The sequence below is a fragment of the Streptomyces albidicamelliae genome (genome assembly GCF_025642175.1).
GTDB classification, from domain to species: domain Bacteria; phylum Actinomycetota; class Actinomycetes; order Streptomycetales; family Streptomycetaceae; genus Streptomyces; species Streptomyces albidocamelliae.
The window spans coordinates 3,967,571-3,984,478 of sequence record NZ_CP106795.1 but is presented as its reverse complement, the minus strand read 5'-3'; the positions used below and the strand labels follow the sequence as shown (position 1 = coordinate 3,984,478).

The window sequence follows — 16,908 nt, the reverse complement described above, 5'->3', positions numbered from 1 at the left end:
TCGCAGCGGCGACGGGCGCCGCTCGTTCCGCTTCGGGGCCCGGCCGCCGCGCCGCGCTGTCGGTGCCGACCCGCACAATGGAGTGCGGAACGCGCAGTGCGACGGAAGGACGGCGTGACCCATGACCGTGTGGGACGACCTCGTCGGGCAGGAGAAGGTGAGCGCGGTGCTCGGTGCCGCCGCGCGGGACGCCGACGCCCTCGTCACGGCCGCCGCGGCCGACGAGCCGCTGCCCGAGGCGTCCGCGATGACGCACGCATGGCTGTTCACGGGCCCGCCCGGCGCGGGCCGCAACCAGGCGGCCCGGGCGTTCGCCGCCGCCCTGCAGTGCGTGAGTCCCGACCGCGCCCTGGGCGGGGTCCCCGGCTGCGGCTTCTGCGACGGCTGCCACACCGCCCTGCTCGGCACCCACGCCGACGTCAACCCGGTCGCGGCGGTCGGCGCCGAGATCCTGGTCAAGGACATGCGGGACACGGTCCGCAAGTCGTTCACCGCCCCGGCGAACGGCCGCTGGCAGATCATCCTCGTCGAGGACGCCGAGCGGCTGAACGAGAAGTCGGCCAACGCGGTCCTCAAGGCCGTGGAGGAGCCCGCCCCCCGCACGGTGTGGCTGCTGTGCGCGCCCTCCGTCGAGGACGTCCTGCCGACCATCCGCTCCCGCTGCCGGCACCTGAACCTGCGGACGCCCTCGGTGGACGCGATCGCCGACATGCTCGTCCGCCGCGACGGCGTCGAGCCGGCGGTCGCCGCGGCCGCCGCGCGCGCCACCCAGGGCCACGCCGACCGGGCCCGCCGGCTGGCCACCGACCCGGCGGCCCGCGAGCGCCGGGCCGCCGTGCTGAAGCTGCCGCTGCGCCTGGACGAGGTGGGCGCCTGCCTGAGGGCCGCGCAGGAGCTGGTCGACGCGGCCGCCGAGGACGCCAAGCAGCTCGCCGAGGAGATGGACGGCAAGGAGTCCGAGGAGCTGAAGGCCGCGCTGGGCGCCGCGCAGGGCGGGCGGCTGCCGCGCGGGACGGCGGGCGTGATGAAGGACCTGGAGGACATGCAGAAGCGCCGCCGGACCCGTACGCAGCGCGACAGCCTCGACGTCGCCCTCGGCGATCTCACCGCCTTCTACCGCGACGTCCTCGCCCTCCAGCTCGGCTCCCGTGTGGCCATCGCCAACGCCGACGCCGAGGACGCCCTGGAGCGGCTGGCCCAGGGCAGCACGCCGGAGTCCACCCTCCGCCGTATCGAGGCGATCGCCGGCTGCCGGGACGCCCTCGACCGCAACGTGGCTCCGCTGCTGGCGGTGGAGGCGATGACGATGGCCCTGCGTGCGGGCTGAGCGGTCCGGATGCGCGGGCGGGCGGACCGGGGAGCGGGGTCACCCGAGGGTGCCGGAGCTCCGGCCGCGCCCCCGGTGCCGTCCCCCGTACGAGCCACAAAGCGCACGTACCGCACTCGTTCCGTCGCGCAGCGTTACGCTCGCCTGATGCACACCTGGCCTTCCGCCCACCGCCGACCACCCCGCCGTACCCGGGGCACCCGCACCCGGACGACGGCCCGTCTCACCGCCTCGCTCCTCACCGCGGCCGCCCTGCTGATCTCCGCCTGCTCCGCCGGCGGTTCGACCACGTCGGCGGGCGGGACGGTGGAGGCGGCGCTGGCCGCGCTGCCGCGTTCGACGCCCTCGGCGCTGGCGCCGTACTACGCGCAGACCCTGAAGTGGCGCGACTGCGGCGCACCGGGGTTCCAGTGCGCGACCCTCAAGGCCCCGCTGGACTACGACAAGCCCGGCGCGGGCGACGTCCGGCTCGCTGTCGCCCGCAAGAAGGCCACCGGAAAGGCGAGGCCGATCGGCTCGCTGCTGGTCAACCCGGGCGGCCCGGGCGGCTCGGCCGTCGACTACCTCCAGCAGTACGCGGGCGTCGGCTACCCGGCGGACGTCCGCGCCCGCTACGACATCGTCGCGATGGATCCGCGGGGTGTCGCCCGCAGCGAGCCCGTCAAGTGCCTCGGCGGACGCCAGATGGACGCGTACACGCAGACGGACACGACACCCGACGACCAGAAGGAGCGGGACGCCCTCGTCACGGCGGACAAGAAGTTCGCGGAAAGCTGCGGCGCGCACTCGGCGCGACTGCTGCGGCACGTCTCCACCGTCGAGGCGGCACGGGACATGGACATCCTACGGGCGGTGCTGGGCGACCCGAAGCTGAACTACGTCGGGGCGTCGTACGGCACCTTCCTCGGGGCGACCTACGCCGGTCTGTTCCCGGAGCGGGTCGGCCGGGTGGTCCTGGACGGCGCGATGGATCCCAGCGTCGACGCCCGCAGGCTCAACCTGGACCAGACGGCGGGCTTCGAGACGGCGTTCCAGGCGTTCGCGAAGGACTGCGTCAAGCACACCGACTGCCCGCTCGGCGGCAAGGGCACGACGCCCGCGCAGGTCGGCGAGCACCTCAAGGCGTTCTTCCGCAAGCTGGACGCCCACCCCATCCCGGCGGGCGACAAGGACGGCCGCAAGCTCGGTGAGTCGCTGGCCACCACCGGTGTGATCGCGGCGATGTACGACCAGGGGACCTGGGAGCAGTTGCGTGAGGCGCTGGGGCAGGCGATGAGGGACAACGACGGCTCGGGTCTGCTCGCGCTCTCCGACAGCTACTACGAGCGGGACGGGAACGGCGGTTACAGCAACCTGATGATGGCCAACGCGGCCGTGAACTGCCTCGACCTGCCGCCGGCCTTCACCGGCCCCGATCAGGTGAGGAAGGCGCTGCCTGCGTTCGACAAGGCGTCCCCGGTCTTCGGTGACGGCCTGGCCTGGGCCTCGCTGAACTGCGCGTACTGGCCGGTGAAGGCCACGGGCGAACCGCACCGGATCGAGGCGAAGGGTGCGGCGCCGATCGTCGTGGTCGGCACCACCCGGGACCCCGCGACCCCCTACCGCTGGGCGCAGTCCCTGGCCCGCCAGCTCTCCTCGGGCCGCCTGCTGACCTACGTCGGGGACGGCCACACCGCCTACGGCCGGGGCAGCTCCTGCATCGACGACGCGATCGACACCTACCTGCTGCGCGGCACCCCGCCGGCCAAGGGAAAGCGCTGCTCGTAGCCCTGTCACCCGCCCCCGGGCCCCTGGCCCGGGGGCGGGTACGAAGCACCCCGGGAAACTGTGTAGACTTACCGACGTTGCTGATCGCACCATGGTGCGGACAGCGCGCCGCTTTAGCTCAGATGGCCAGAGCAACGCACTCGTAATGCGTAGGTCTCGGGTTCGAATCCCGAAAGCGGCTCCACTGGAACCCCAGGTCAGGCACCAACTGACCTGGGGTTCTGTCGTTCGGTCCTGTAAGGCTTCGCGGGCGTGCGCGGCGCGCGGGAATACGACGGACAAAACCGGAGCAAAGCCACCGCAAAGTGAATCGGTATCAGCTGAACCCGCGGACCTGAGGCAACATCTTGGTGAACGGCGGGCGCCGCGCGGTCAGGTGCGGTGCCGCCGTCGGCCGGATGGGATGAGGGACGTGGTGGAGCCGAGGATCGCCGTCGCCGTGGTGACCATGGGCAACCGGCCCGCCGAGGTCGACGCCCTCCTGGAGTCCGTCGCCAAGCAGGATCTCCCCCCGGCCCGGATCGTGATCGTCGGCAACGGCTGCCGGCTGCCCGAGTTCGCCCGGCGGCTCGGTCTGCCCGGCGAGGTCACCACCGTCGACGTGGACGAGAACCTCGGCTGCCCGGGCGGGCGGAACGTCGCCCTCGCCCGGCTGCGGGAGTACGGGGACGTCGACGTCGTCGTGGAACTGGACGACGACGGGCTGCTCGTCGACCCCGACGTGCTGCGCCGCGTGGCCGAGCTGTACGCCGCCGACCCCCGCCTCGGCGTCGTCGGCTTCCGTATCGCGGACGAGCACGGCGAGACGCAGCAGCGGCACGTGCCCCGGGTGGGGAAGTCCGACCCGCTGCGCGGCGGCCCGGTCACCGGGTTCCTCGGCGGCGGGCACGGCCTGCGCATGACGATGCTGGCCGAGACCGGGGACTGGCCCGCCGAGTTCTTCTTCGCGCACGAGGAGACGGACCTCGCCTGGCGGGCCGCCGACGCCGGCTGGACCATCCTCTACGCACCCGAGCTGCTGCTCCAGCACCCCAAGACGTCTCCGGCCCGGCACGCCATCTACTACCGGGTCAACGCCCGCAACCGCGTCTGGCTCGCCCGGCGCCGGCTGCCCCTGCCGCTCGTCCCCGTGCACCTGGGCGTGTGGACGCTGCTCACCCTCGCCCGCACCCGTTCCGCGGCGGGACTGAAGGCGTGGTTCGGCGGGTTCGTGGAGGGTCTGCGGGAGCCGGCCGGCGAGCGGCGGCCGATGCGCTGGCGTACGGTCTGGCGGCTGACCCGGCTCGGACGCCCGCCGGTGATCTGAGGCACGCGAGTCCGACCGGCGTACGGGAACGGGACGGAGCCCCGGTCGTTCACCTCCGCCGACCGGGGCCCCTCTGTGCCCCCGGATCCGGCCTGCGGCGACACTCCCCCGAGCTACGCGATCACGCGCGCGCCGTCGGGCCGGTTCCGATGGACATGATCACATCAGGGAGCACCAACGGATCGCTAACATGTGGCCAACGGTTCGACAGCAGGTCGCGGGTCGGTTGGCCGGAAGTCGTCGGGCGGCAGCGGGAACGGGCCGCCGGACGGGCGTTCCGGAGACCGGGCCGGCGATCGACGGTGGCGGAAAACCGTGGTGGGCAGGCGGAATTCCGCCAGGAACGGTGGGCGGAGGGCCGCCCCGGAGCGTGGCCGGTGCGGGCCGTGCGGGAAGGCAGTGGAGCGGCGTGATGCGGCGGTACGAGCTGCGGTTCGGACTGCTGGGACCCCCGGTCCTCTACGACCGACCGCCGTACGAGATCTCGTACGACCCCTCCTCCGACGTCACGGCGGCCGCCGACACCCGCGACGACGGTGTCCGTGCCATCGGCAGCCCCAAGGTGCGCGCCCTCCTCGCTGCCCTGCTGCTGGAGCCGGGCCGGGTGGTGTCGGTCGAGTCCCTGAAGGACGCCCTGTGGGGCGGGGCGCCACCCGCCTCCGCGCAGGCGTCCCTGCACAACCACGTCGCCCGGCTGCGCCGGCTCCTGGACGACCCCGACCGGCTCAGGGCCGTACCGCCGGGGTACCTGCTGCGCATCGACCACGGTGAGTTGGACGTGCACGTGTTCGACGGCCAGGTCGCCGAGGCGCGTGCCGCACACGCGAGGCGGGAGTGGCCGGGCGTGGTCCGGGCCTGCACGGCGGCACTCGCGCTCTGGCGCGGCACCCCGCTCGGCGGCCTCCCCGCCGACTTCGGCGGCTACGCCCTCGTGGAGCGACTGGAAGAGGCGCGACGGCTCCTGCTGGAGTGGCGCTACGACGCCGAAGTGGCCCTCGGCGGCGCCCGGATGGTCGCACTAGTGCCCGAGCTGACGGCCCTCGTCGCCGAGTACCCGCTGCGCGAGGCGTACCACCGGCAGTTGATGCTCGCCCTGCACCGCACCGGCCGTCAGGCCGAGGCCCTGGCCGTCCACCGCGACCTGCGCGCCCGGCTGGTCGAGGAGCTCGGCGTCGAGCCCGGTCCCGCGGTCCGGGCGGCGCACGCCGAGGTGCTGCGGGAAAGCGGTGAGGAACCGCGGCCGGGGGAGGAGCACGGCGACACCCCGGAGCGTGACCTCGGCACGGCGCCGCAGCGGCCGCCCGCCGCGGGCCGCCCGGACGGCGGCGCCACGACGGCGTCCGCCGCGACCACGCATCCGGACGGCACGGCGCGGCAGACCCCGCGGCCCGCCCAACTGCCCCTCCGCCGGCGCACTTCACGGGCCGCGCGGACGTGCGCGGAAAGCTGCGCCAGGCGCTGACCGAACCGCCCGCACCGGCCCCCGCCGTCGCGGTGATCAGTGGCATGGCGGGCGTCGGCAAGAGCGCGCTGGCCCTGCACGTCGCCCATGAACTGCGGGAACGCTTCACCGACGGCCAGCTCTACGTCAATCTGCACGGCGCCACGCCCGGCATGGCCCCCCTCACCGCCGCGCAGGCCCTCGCCGCCCTGCTGCGGGACATGGGGACGGAACCCCGGAACATCCCCGAACACCCGGACGCGGCCGCCGCGTTGCTCCGCTCGCTGCTGGCGCCGGCCAGCGTCCTGCTGGTGCTGGACGACGCGGCCAGCGCGGCCCAGGTACGGCCCCTGCTGCCGGCCGGGCCCGGCTGCGCGGTGATCGTCACCAGCCGTTCGCCGCTGACCGCGCTCGACGGCGCCCGGCGCTTCCCGCTCGGCCCGCTCACCGGCGAGGACAGCGCGGCCCTGCTGCGCGCGGTCAGCGGACGCGCCGGGCTGGACGCCGGTCACGCCCTCGTCGAGCTGACCGGCCGACTCCCGCTGGCGCTGCGGGTGGTCGCCGCCCGCCTCGCCGCCCGCCGCGCCCTCACCCCGGACACCCTGGCCGGCCAACTGGCCGCCACCGGAGGGCGGCTGCACCACCTGGAGTACGACGACCTGAGCGTCCGGCGCTCCCTGGCCGTCGCCCATGACGCGCTCGCCGCCGCCGAGCGCGAGGCGGACCGGGACGCGGCCCTCACCCTGCGGCACATCGGCGCGCTCGACCTGCCGGCGTACGGCGCCCCGCTGATCGCCCGGCTCACCGGCACGGACGAGCGCCGCGCCGAAGCCGCCCTGGACCGCCTGGTCGACGTCGCCCTGCTGGAGGAGACGGCGTACGGCCGCTACGCGCCCCACGACCTGGTCCGCGACTTCGCCCGTGAACTGGCCGACGGGGGAGCACGGTCCGCCCCCGGGCCTCCTCCGCCCCGGCATCCCCGGGCGGCCGCCGGACCGTCGGCGCGGTCGGCGGCACGCCCACCCCCGCAGGTTCCGGACCGGACCCCGCCACGGCGCCCGTGCCCCCGATCTGGCCGCCCTGCGCTGGTACGCCGCCGTTGCCGAGCGGGTGCTGACGGCGGTCGTGGAGCCGGGGCTCGACCAGGACGACCGGCGCCGGCCGACCTTCGCGCCGGCGGCCGGGCACGCCGAGGACCTGGCCGCCGTACCGCCCTTCGAGTCGGCCGAACACGCCCTGGCCTGGGGCGAGGTGGAGCTGGAGAACATCGTCGCCCTGGTGGCGCGGAACGCGGACACGACCGACGTGCACCGGGCCGCCCAGCTGTCGGCGCTCGTACGGCTGATCCATCCGTACGTGCAGCGCAGCGGGCGGGTCGCCGAGCTGGAGGTGCTGGGGCGGGCCGCGCTCGGGACGGCGCGGCGGCTCGGTGACGCGGCCGCCGAGGCGTACGCGCTCGGCGACCTGGCGGGCCTGCACTTCCTGGCCGGCCGGCAGAACGACGCGCTCGCCCTCACCGACCGGGCCCTGGAGATCTGGCGGCGGCTGGGCATGGCGTCCAGGATCCGGCGCTGTCTGAACAACCGCGGGCTGCTGCTGGAGAGCCTGGGGCGGTTCGCGGAGTCCGAGGAGGCGCTGCGACAGAGCCTCGCGTACTCGCGGCAGCTGAACGACGCCTACGGCGAGGCCGTCACCCACAGCCATCTCGGCAACCTCCACGAGCACACCGATCCGCGCGCCGCCATCGAGCAGCACCGGCGCTCGCTGGCGATCGGGGACGCGATCGGCGCGGTCGTCGTGCAGCACTCGGCACACTGCAACATCGGTTTCGCCCATCTCAGGCTCGGTGAACCGGCCGCCGCCGCCCGGCACTTCGAGGAGAGCCTGCGCATCCTCGGCGGCAACGGCGACTGGCACGGCGAGTCACAGACCCGGCTCGGCCTGGTCCGCGCGCTGCGCGGGCTCGGAGACACGGGCCGGGCGGGCCGCGAGTGCGCCGAGCTGCTGCACCGGGCCGACGCCCGCGCCGACCGCTACGTCGGCGGTCTCGCCCGGCACCAGCACGGGCTGCTGCTGCGCGAGCGGGGCGGCGGGCCGAGGCGCACGACGTCTGGCGCGCGGCGCTCGCGGCGCTGGACGGCACGGACGAGGAGACGGTGTCGGCGGAACTGCGCACCCTGCTCGCCGAGGAGCCGGCGGAGGGCGACGGGCCGGCGAAGGGCGACGGGCCGGCGAAGGGCGGCGGGCCGACGTAGGCCGACCGGCCGGAGGGCCGCCGTACCGTGCTCACTTGGCGTCGGCGTAGCACTCCACCACCGCCGTGGTGAACGGGAACCGCACCGGTGTCTCGCCGAAGGTCAGCCGTCCGGCGAGGTCGGCGGACTCGCGGATGGCCCGGACGACGGCGTCGGCCTCCTCGGCGGGGCAGTGCACGATCACCTCGTCGTGCTGGAAGAAGACCAGTTCGGCCTTGAGGCCGGCGCAGGCCCGGCGCAGCGCGGCGAGCAGTAGCAGGGCCCAGTCGGCGGCGCTGCCCTGCACGACGAAGTTCCGCGCGAAGCGGCCCCGCGCTCGGGAGTTCGCGGAGGCGTAGCCGGGGACCCAGCCCTGGCTCTCGGCCTGCGTCTCGGTGTCGTCCTCGCCGACGGGGATGCCGGCCTCCTCCGCCGCGTCCCCGCCCGCGCCGGCGGCGGGCGGACAGGTCCGGCCGAGCCAGGTGCGCACCAGGCGGCCCTCCTCACCCGCGCGTGCCGCGTCGTCGACGTAGGCGACGGCTCTCGGGAAGCGGCGGCGCAGCGCGGCCAGGTTCTTCAGGCCGTCTCCGGAGGTCTGGCCGTAGACCGCGCCGAGGACGGCGAGCTTGGCCTGGTTCCGGTCGCCGGAGAAGGCGCGGTCGGAGACGGACTGGTACAGGTCGCTCTCGCGGCCGGCCACCTCCATCAGACCGGGGTCGCGGGAGATGGCGGCCAGGACCCGCGGCTCCATCTGGTCGGCGTCGGCCACCACGAGCCGCCAGCCGGGGTCGGCGACCACGGCCCGGCGGATCACCTTGGGGATCTGCAGGGCGCCGCCCCCGTTGGTCACCCAGCGCCCGGTGACGGTCCCGCCGGCGTGGAACTCGGGCCGGAAGCGGCCGTCGCGGACCCAGTCCTGCAGCCAGGACCAGCCGTGCGCCACCCAGATGCGGTACAGCTTCTTGTACTCCAGCAGGGGTTCGACGGCCGGGTGGTCGACGGACTCGAGCTCCCAGCGGCGGGTGGATCTCACCTTGATCCCGGCCTGCGCGAAGGCCTTCGTCACGTCGGCCGGCAGGTCCGGCCGCACTCGGCGGCCGAAGGCGGCGGACACCTCGTCCGCCAGCTCGGCCAGGCGGCGCGGTTCGCCCCCGCCCGTGTACCGGTCGCCGAGCAGGCCGTGGAGCAGCTCGCGGTGGACCGGCGCGCTCCAGGGCAGCCCCGTGTGGTTCAGCTCGGCGGCCACCAGCATCCCGGCGGACTCGGCGGCCGTCAGCAGGCGCATCCGGTCGGGGTGGGCGGCCTGCCCGTGCCGCCGCTGCTGTTCGGCGTAGACGGCGAGGAGGTCGGTCAGGGGCAGACGGGTGCCGGTGGGTTCGAACAGCGGGGGCTGGGCGCCGGGTTCGGCCGCGCGCTGCGGCGGGTCGGGTGGTACGGGGCCGCCGCGGAGGCGGGCCAGGGCGGCGGCGGCAGAGCGTGGCTCGCCGTACCTGCCCTCGTGGCCCAGCAGCAGGGTCTCGGCGTCCTCGACGTCGTAGCACCGCTCCACTCGCACCCCCGTGGCGAGCAGACGCGGGTAGACCTCGGGGGTGGACCGCCACACCCAGCGCGTCACCTCCGGGCGGCTCCGCACCGCCCCGGCGAGATCGCTCTCCCGCCGCACCGGCCCGGCGGGCAGCCCGTCCGGGCCGAGGGGGGCGACGTCCACGCCACCGTCCTCGGCCGGTGCGAGCGCCCACCGGTCGGTCATGACGCGAGTGTGGCACGCAGCTCTGACAATGGGTCTGACCTGCGGTTTCAGTCCTCCGTGGACTCCGTGTCGGCGGTCGCCGAACCGGCCGCCTCCGCCGCCTCCGCCGCCTTGGCCGCCTCCGCCTTCTGCTCCAGCAGCAGGGCCAGCACCTTGCCGACGTACTCCTCGGTCGCCGCCTTGGTGATGCCGAGGCCGCTGAGGACTCCCTCGCCGTTCTCGTGCTCCAGGAGGGCCAGCAGGATGTGCTCGGTGCCGATGTAGTTGTGGCCCAGCCGCAGGGCCTCGCGGAAGGTGAGTTCCAGGACCTTCTTGGCGTCGGGGCCGTAGGGGATCAGGTCCGGGACGTCGTCCGCGGCCGGCGGGAGCGCGGCGCCGGCGGCCTGCCGTACGGCGTCCAGGAGGACGCCCTGGGCGGTGATCGCCTTCGCGGCGAGGCCGTCCGGCTCGGCCAGCAGCCCGAGGGCCAGGTGCTCCGGCCGGCCTTCCGGGGTACGGGCGGCGACGGCCTCGCTGTGCGCGGCCATGACCACGTTCCGCGCGCGTGGGGTGTAGCGGCTGAAGCCCTGGCTGAGGTCGAGGTCGGCGGACTCCTTCGGCACGAACCGCTTCTGTGCCGCCTGCCGGGTCACGCCCATGCTCCTGCCGATGTCGGTCCAGGACGCGCCGGAGCGGCGGGCCTGGTCGACGAAGTGGCCGATGAGGTGGTCGGCCACGTCTCCGAGGTGATCGGCGGCGATCACCGCGTCCTGGAGCTGTTCGAGGGGCTCGGTGTGGGCCTTCTTGATGGCCTCGATCAGGTCGTCGAGGCGCACGGTCGCCGTGGTGTTCCGGTTGGTCGCCATGTGTCAACCGTAGGTTGCGCCTGTGGGGCTGTCAACCGATGGTTGACAGCTATTTGGGGTGCCCGCGCGTGCCCGTGCCTGCCCGTCGGTAGGGGTGTCCGGCCGCCGGAGCTCCGGGGGCGCGGCCTCATATCCGGGCCAGGATCCGCCCTCCGCACTCCCCGCACCGAGAAGTTGTCCACAGGCTGTGGACGGACTCCGCGCACTGTCGGCGGGCCATGGCACGATCGACGGCGTGACCAGCACTGCCAGCACCGTCGAGCGCGCCTTCCGGGCCGCCCTGTACGACGACACCGACACCGGCCTCGACACCGGCGCCTCCCTGCTCGCCGCCGACCCCGCGGCGGACGCCGAACTCGCGCGGCGGGGCGAGGAGTTCACGGCCGCCGCCTGGCAGCGCGGCTGGCAGCCCGCCGACGTGGTCCGGCTGGTGCGGCGCGAGCTGGACGAGACGCACGTCGGCCTGGCCGCCGCGCTGATCCGGGCGCAGGCCGGCCGTGACCGCCCGCGCGGACGCCGCTGGGCCGCCCAGCTGGAGGCGCTGCCCGAAGGCCGCGCGCGCGGGGCGGACCGCTTCTCGCACGCCACGGCCGTCCTGGAGCTGTACCGCCTGCTGCTGCGCCTGCCCGCCCTGGAGCCGCTGGACGACGAGTCCCGCCGCGCACCCGGCCCCGGCGCCTCCCGCATGCTCACCCGTATCCGCGCGCTGCTCGCCAAGGCCGAGGCGACCGGCTACCCGGAGGAGGCCGAGGCGCTCAGCGCCAAGGCGCAGGAACTGATGGCCCGGCACAGCGTCGACGAGGCCCTGCTCGCCGCGGGGGCGCCCGAGCCGGACACGCCCGGTGCCTGCCGGATCGGTGTCGAGCCGCCCTACGAGCAGGCCAAGGCGGTCCTGCTGGACGCCGTGGCCACCGCCAACCACTGCCGCGCGGTGTGGAACGAACCGCTCGGCTTCTCCACGGTCGTCGGGTTCGAGGCCGACCTGGAGGCGGTCGAGCTGCTCCACACCTCGCTGCTGGTGCAGGCCACGCACGCGATGGCCAGGGCGGAGGCGACCCAGAGAGCCGGCGGACGGAAGCGGACCAAGACTTTCAGGCAGTCCTTCCTGGCCGCTTACGCCCACCGCGTCGGCGACCGGCTCGCTGCCGTCGCCGAGACCCAGGTGACCCGGGATCTGCTGCCGGTGCTGGCCACGCGCGAGGTGGCCGTCACCGGCCGCCTGGAGCGCATGTTCCCCGAGACCACCACGACACGGATGCGGGGCGTGAGCGACGCGGCGGGCTGGACGGAGGGCACGGCCGCGGCCGACCGGGCCCAGGTCGAGCGCCGCCACCGGCTGCCCTGAGGCCTGCGCCCGCCTCAGTCCCCGACCTGCTGGAAGGCGCTGACGGAGGCGTCCGGCCCGCTGCCCTTGAGGGCGACGGGGCCGTAGGACCAGGGGAAGCTCCGGGTCGTCGCGGAGCCGGGCAGGGCGATCGTCACCGTCTTGGCCGCCACCGCGTTCGCGTCGCCCTCCTTGCCGCGGACGTAGGCGATGGTGAAGGACGCCGAGTCGCCCTTGGCGAGCTTCAGCTTCTGCGCCTTGGCACCCGCGAGCACGGGCAGCTTCTCCTTGGCGGTGCCGGCTTCCAGCACCGCGCCCGGGAAGTCGTCCAGGGTGCAGGGGGTGCTCTGGTTGGTGATGCTGACCGGCACCTCACCGGCGTCACCGGCGGCCGGTGCGACGCTCGCCGACCCGATCTGCACCGAGACCCCGCCGATCTCGCAGGCGGAGCTGTTCTTGTCGGTGCTCTTGCCGCCGCCGTCGTCGCAGGCGGTGAGCAGCAGGGCGGCGGCGAGGGCGGTGACGGTGAGCGGAAATGCGCGCATGAGCGGTCCTCAACGAGATCGTGACGGTGCCACAAGCATCATGGCGCCTGCGCTCGGGCTCCGATCGCGCGCCCCTCCCGGATCACCGCTTCCGGTGCCCCGCCGGAGCGCCGCCGCAGGGCGTCCACCCGGTCAGCGGATCACCTTTTCGGGTGCACCGCCATTCGGTGCACCGCCGAGGGTGCCGTACGTCACTGCGTGAACGCGGTCGGCAGTCCCGACGGCAGCTTGCCGCCCTCGGCCTTGCTGTACGTCTCCTGGCCGAGCTTGCCCGACCAGGTGACCTTCATGGTCTTGGCGCCGACCTGGTCGACCATGCCGGTGACCCGGTCCTTGCTGCCGTCGGCGCAGGTCAGGTGGATCATCCGCATGCCCGCCTCGCTGCCCGCGGTACCGCTGCACACGGTCCCGCCGGTCGCGAAGACGCCGGCCTGCTTCCCGGTGATCACCAGGGCCACGACCTTGCCGCCCGTCGTGGTGATCCAGCTGCCCTGCAGTTCGTCGGAGGCGCCGGTCACGGCGGAGGAGCCCGACGAAGGAGCCTTGGAGGCGTCCGACGGGGAGGGGGACGGTGAGCCGTTCCCCGAGTCGCCGCCGCTGCACGCCGTCAGTGTCAGCGCGCCCGCCACCGCCGCGGCCAGGGCCGCGCTCCGCACTCGCGCACTCGCAGAAGTCACCGGAAAGCTCCCATGCTGTAGCGGGCGGACGCCCTCGGCCGGACGGCCCGCAGCAAGCTACCAGCAGGAGCCCGCAGCCCTCGGAGGAGGCGGCTGCCGGACCCGTTCCCTCCCGGGCAGCGGCCTGCATCCCCCCGGCGGTCCCGGCCTCGGCTCGCAGCCCGTTCGCGATGGGTAGGGATTCTCCTACGCTTGACTAGTAGGAGAAAGCCTACCTATCGTGTGTCCCATGCACATCACCCACGCCTCCTTCGTCACCCTTCCCGTCGCCGACCAGGACCGAGCCTCCGCTTCTACCGGGACGTCCTCGGCTTCGAGGTCACCGCCGACCTTCCGATGCCGCCCGGGCGGTGGCTTCAGGTCGCGCCCCGGGGCGCGCGGACCGTCTTCACGCTCTCGGGGCCGGGCATGGGGGATTTCGAGCCCGGCTCGGCCCGGGGGATCATGTTGGTGACGACCGATGTCGACGCCGACTGCGCCAGGCTCACCGAGGCGGGTGCAGAGGTGAGGGGTCCGGACGACCACCCCTGGGGGCGGATGGCCTCCTTCCGGGACCCGGACGGCAACGGTCTGATGCTGCTCACGGAGGCCCACCAGTAGAAAGGCCGGACATGCCCGTAGCCGGGGTCCGAGAGGCCGCCGCGCAGGACCGTGTCTTCGCCGCGCTCGCGAACGCCACCCGCCGCGAGGTCCTGCGCCTGCTGCGCGAACGCGGACCGCAGCCCGTGCAGGCGCTGGCCGACCACTTCGACATGCGCCGCCCCAGCCTCTCGGAACACCTCAAGGTGCTCCGGGAGGCCGGCCTCGTCTCCGAGCAGCGCTCGGGACGGCAGCGGATCTACCGCCTGGAGGCGGCCCCGCTCGCCGAGGTGCAGGACTGGCTCCATCCGTACGAGCGGTTCTGGCGGGAGCGGTTGAAGGGCCTCGGCGATCTGCTGGACCGCATGCCCGACGATGACCAGCCATGAGCACACCGTTCGAGGGTGACGGGGACGACCCGGGCGACCTCACCACGATCCACGTCGACCAGTTCTTCCCGCACCCGCCCGCCAAGGTCTGGCGCGCCCTCACCGATCCCGCACTGCTCGCCCGCTGGCAGATGCCGGGCGCCGAGGGCTTCCGGCTCGAGGTGGGCCACGAGTACCGGATGACCTCCGTCCCGCGTCCCAACTCCCGCTTCTCCGGCGTCGTCCGGGTGCGGGTACTCGCCTACGACACCGAGCGGATGCTGTCCCTCCGGTGGACCGACGCCGATCCGGCCAATCCCGCGGACTGGACCATTACCTGGACCCTGGAACAGGAAGGGCGCGGTACGCGTCTCTTCCTAGTGCACGAGGGGTTCGATCCGGACGATCCGGCGCAGACGATGGCGCGGAAGATCATGGACGGGGGCTGGAGAGGGCATGTCATGCCTGCTCTCGGGCAGGTGCTGGGACGGCTCGGGTAAAGCGCTCGTCAAAGCTGTAACCGCGGCACCACTACGCGTGCACGTGCATCTGCTCATGCAACTGCACGTGAACGGGGCTATGATCCGCATCAGTTGACTACAGCATCTATGGCCACATCAGCCAACGCACCACCGGGGAGCGACCTGTGGACCGCGACGTTGACGGCGTTTACGGGGGGTACGACGTGCACAACGGCATGGCTGCCACGCAGCTGGACGGAGTGGCCTGGCAGAAGAGCAGGCACAGCAACTCGCAAGGGTCCTGTGTGGAGTTCGCGCGGTTGCCGGGTGGTGAGGTCGCCGTACGCAACTCGCGATTCCCGGACGGACCGGCGCTCGTCTACACGCGCGCGGAGATCGAGGCCATGCTCCTCGGCGTCAAGGACGGCGAGTTCGACCATCTGATCGCGAGCTGACCGGCCGGTGCGCGGCGCTCCCCGGTGGCAACGATGTCGGTGCCGCCGGGACCGGGGTGACGCGCGTAGAACCGGTACGTCGGAACGTGCGGCGTGCTGTCAGCCGGCCGGCAGGAGCCGGAACATCGCCCAGACGACCTTGCCCTGGAGCGTGCCCGCGAGCGGGTGCCAGCCCCAGCCGTCGGCGAAGGAGTCGACCAGGAACAGGCCCCGCCCCGACTCGGCCGAGAAGTCGTCCGAGTCGCGCGGCACCGGCGTGTCGTGGCTCGGGTCGCGCACCGCGCACACCAGCCGCTCGGTCCAGCGCAGCAGATGCAGCCGCACGGACGGGTTGCGCTCGTCCCCGCTGTCCTGCTCGGCCGGCGTCGCGTGGCGCAGCGCGTTGGTGACGAGTTCGGAGACGACGAGGCATATGTCGTCGAAGCGGTCGCCGACGTCCCACTGGTCGAGGGTGCCCCGGGTGAAGCGCCGGGCCTCGCGCACCGCCTCGTAACGGGCGGGCAGGGCGCAGGAGGCGGCATCGGACACGGCCGTGGGGTCCAGAGGCGGAAGGCCCTGCCGTAACGGCTTGAGCATGGTCGATCCATTCGTTCCCATGCGAGGCACTCCCGGGAATTCGCGGTCGTTGCGAGGCAGCGGTGGCGCGGCACCATGGTTTCGGAAGCGCAGAGCAGATGCAAGGGCAGATGCACGTGCACGCGACCGAAATGGTCATGCCCGTACCGCTTCTTGGCCATTTTTTCTGCCATCTTCCCGCAGACCTCCGCCAGTGGTCCGGACCTCTTCCCGGCACGGAGGGGCAGAAACGGCCGCACTCTTTCCGTTTCCGTAACCGGACGAGTACTGCTCGAAGTGTTTTAGTGGCAGACTGCGGCCCTTGAAGACGGTTGGGGAGGCTGGCGAACGTGAGCGCGGGAGAGCCCGGATCGGTGGTGCGGCGGATGCTGCTCGGCTCGCAACTCAGGCGACTGCGTGAGGCACGGGGGATCACGCGTGAGGCCGCGGGTTACTCGATCCGCGCGTCCGAGTCGAAGATCAGCCGGATGGAGCTGGGCCGGGTGAGCTTCAAGACCAGAGACGTGGAAGACCTGCTGACGCTGTACGGCATCACCGACGAGGCCGAGCGCGAGTCGCTGCTCTCCCTCGCCCGGGAGGCCAACGTGGCCGGGTGGTGGCACAGTTACACCGACGTCCTGCCCACCTGGTTCCCCACCTACGTGGGCCTGGAGGGCGCCGCCTCCCTGCTCCGCGCCTACGAGGTGCAGTTCGTCCACGGCCTGCTGCAGACCGAGGAGTACGCCCGCGCCGTGGTCCGGCGCGGCATGAAGGGCGCGAGCGCCGCCGACGTGGAGCGGCGGGTCGCGCTGCGCCTGGAGCGGCAGAAGCACCTGCTCGCCGACAACGCCCCCGAGTTCCACGTCGTCCTCGACGAGGCCGCCCTGCGCCGCCCCTACGGCGACCGCGAGGTGATGCGGGGCCAGCTCCAGCACCTGATCGACCTGTCCGAGCGGCCCAACGTGCGGCTGCAGGTCATGCCGTTCGGCTTCGGCGGGCACTCCGGCGAGAGCGGCGCCTTCACCATCCTCAGCTTCCCCGACGCCGACCTGTCCGACGTGGTCTACCTGGAGCAGCTGACCAGCGCCCTCTACCTGGACAAGCGCGAGGACGTCGCCCAGTACGAGCAGGCGCTCAAGGAGCTGCAGCAGGACAGCCCGGGCCCGGACGAGAGCCGGGACCTGCTCCGGGGCCTGCGGCAGTTGTCCTGAGAGACCGCTCGTCTTGAGAGGACACTCTCAACTCCCTTTGATCACAAGTAGGATGACGTGCGA

13 protein-coding genes, 1 tRNA gene and 2 pseudogenes are annotated in these 16,908 nt (G+C 73.4%); 11 read left to right on the top strand and 5 right to left on the bottom strand.

Annotated elements, in window-relative coordinates; translation table 11 throughout:
- Positions 1-121 precede the first annotated feature (121 nt).
- The 5 genes and pseudogenes from N8I86_RS18390 to N8I86_RS18370 all read left to right on the top strand — a co-directional run bounded on the left by N8I86_RS18390 (position 122) and on the right by N8I86_RS18370 (position 8,096).
- Positions 122-1,327 carry a DNA polymerase III subunit delta' gene (locus N8I86_RS18390; protein WP_073901144.1) on the top strand — a complete coding sequence of 402 codons (1,206 nt, stop codon included), beginning with the start codon at positions 122-124 and terminating at the stop codon, positions 1,325-1,327.
- A gap of 147 nt (positions 1,328-1,474) precedes the next feature.
- Positions 1,475-3,094, top strand: coding sequence for an alpha/beta hydrolase (locus N8I86_RS18385; RefSeq protein ID WP_073901143.1), 1,620 nt, complete (start codon positions 1,475-1,477; stop codon positions 3,092-3,094).
- Positions 3,095-3,201: 107 nt separating this feature from the next.
- Positions 3,202-3,278 (top strand) — tRNA-Thr (locus N8I86_RS18380).
- Between the two features lie 228 nt (positions 3,279-3,506).
- A complete protein-coding gene (locus N8I86_RS18375; protein WP_263278247.1) occupies positions 3,507-4,400 on the top strand; it encodes a glycosyltransferase family 2 protein in 894 nt (297 codons plus the stop codon).
- A 412-nt stretch (positions 4,401-4,812) separates the two neighbouring features.
- A pseudogene (locus tag N8I86_RS18370) lies at positions 4,813-8,096 on the top strand (BTAD domain-containing putative transcriptional regulator).
- A gap of 31 nt (positions 8,097-8,127) precedes the next feature.
- Here N8I86_RS18370 and N8I86_RS18365 read toward each other — a convergent pair.
- A complete protein-coding gene (locus tag N8I86_RS18365; RefSeq protein WP_263278246.1) occupies positions 8,128-9,825 on the bottom strand; it encodes a bifunctional 3'-5' exonuclease/DNA polymerase in 1,698 nt (565 codons plus the stop codon).
- Between the two features lie 47 nt (positions 9,826-9,872).
- Positions 9,873-10,670: a Clp protease N-terminal domain-containing protein gene (locus N8I86_RS18360; protein ID WP_263278245.1), complete on the bottom strand. Its 798-nt coding sequence runs from the start codon at positions 10,668-10,670 to the stop codon at positions 9,873-9,875.
- A 235-nt stretch (positions 10,671-10,905) separates the two neighbouring features.
- Between N8I86_RS18360 and N8I86_RS18355 the strand changes: the two genes are divergently transcribed.
- Entirely contained in the window at positions 10,906-12,015 is a 1,110-nt protein-coding gene (locus N8I86_RS18355) for a DUF2786 domain-containing protein (protein ID WP_263278244.1), read from the top strand.
- Positions 12,016-12,029: 14 nt separating this feature from the next.
- Here the strand turns inward: N8I86_RS18355 and N8I86_RS18350 are convergent, their stop codons facing one another.
- On the bottom strand, positions 12,030-12,539 hold the full coding sequence (locus tag N8I86_RS18350; RefSeq protein ID WP_263278243.1) for a DUF4232 domain-containing protein: 510 nt from the start codon (positions 12,537-12,539) through the stop codon (positions 12,030-12,032).
- Positions 12,540-12,730: 191 nt separating this feature from the next.
- On the bottom strand, positions 12,731-13,216 hold the full coding sequence (locus N8I86_RS18345; protein WP_241841373.1) for a hypothetical protein: 486 nt from the start codon (positions 13,214-13,216) through the stop codon (positions 12,731-12,733).
- 229 nt (positions 13,217-13,445) lie between these two features.
- Between N8I86_RS18345 and N8I86_RS18340 the strand changes: the two are divergent.
- From N8I86_RS18340 to N8I86_RS18325, 4 genes and pseudogenes are all read left to right on the top strand, one after another.
- Positions 13,446-13,816, top strand: a pseudogene (locus N8I86_RS18340) (VOC family protein).
- A gap of 11 nt (positions 13,817-13,827) precedes the next feature.
- On the top strand, positions 13,828-14,184 hold the full coding sequence (locus N8I86_RS18335; RefSeq protein ID WP_073901136.1) for an ArsR/SmtB family transcription factor: 357 nt from the start codon (positions 13,828-13,830) through the stop codon (positions 14,182-14,184).
- On the top strand, positions 14,181-14,663 hold the full coding sequence (locus N8I86_RS18330; RefSeq protein ID WP_073901135.1) for an SRPBCC family protein: 483 nt from the start codon (positions 14,181-14,183) through the stop codon (positions 14,661-14,663). Before N8I86_RS18335 ends, N8I86_RS18330 begins: the two co-directional genes overlap by 4 nt.
- A gap of 146 nt (positions 14,664-14,809) precedes the next feature.
- Positions 14,810-15,079 (top strand): DUF397 domain-containing protein, encoded by a 270-nt coding sequence (locus tag N8I86_RS18325; RefSeq protein ID WP_073901134.1) that lies wholly within the window; start codon positions 14,810-14,812, stop codon positions 15,077-15,079.
- A gap of 99 nt (positions 15,080-15,178) precedes the next feature.
- Here N8I86_RS18325 and N8I86_RS18320 read toward each other — a convergent pair whose 3' ends face one another.
- Complete coding sequence (locus tag N8I86_RS18320) at positions 15,179-15,655, bottom strand: ATP-binding protein (protein WP_263278241.1); 477 nt, start codon at positions 15,653-15,655, stop codon at positions 15,179-15,181.
- A gap of 365 nt (positions 15,656-16,020) precedes the next feature.
- Here N8I86_RS18320 and N8I86_RS18315 point away from each other — a divergent pair, with 365 nt between their 5' ends.
- Positions 16,021-16,845, top strand: a complete 825-nt coding sequence (locus N8I86_RS18315; protein WP_073901297.1) for a helix-turn-helix domain-containing protein — start codon at positions 16,021-16,023, stop codon at positions 16,843-16,845.
- Positions 16,846-16,908 lie beyond the last annotated feature (63 nt).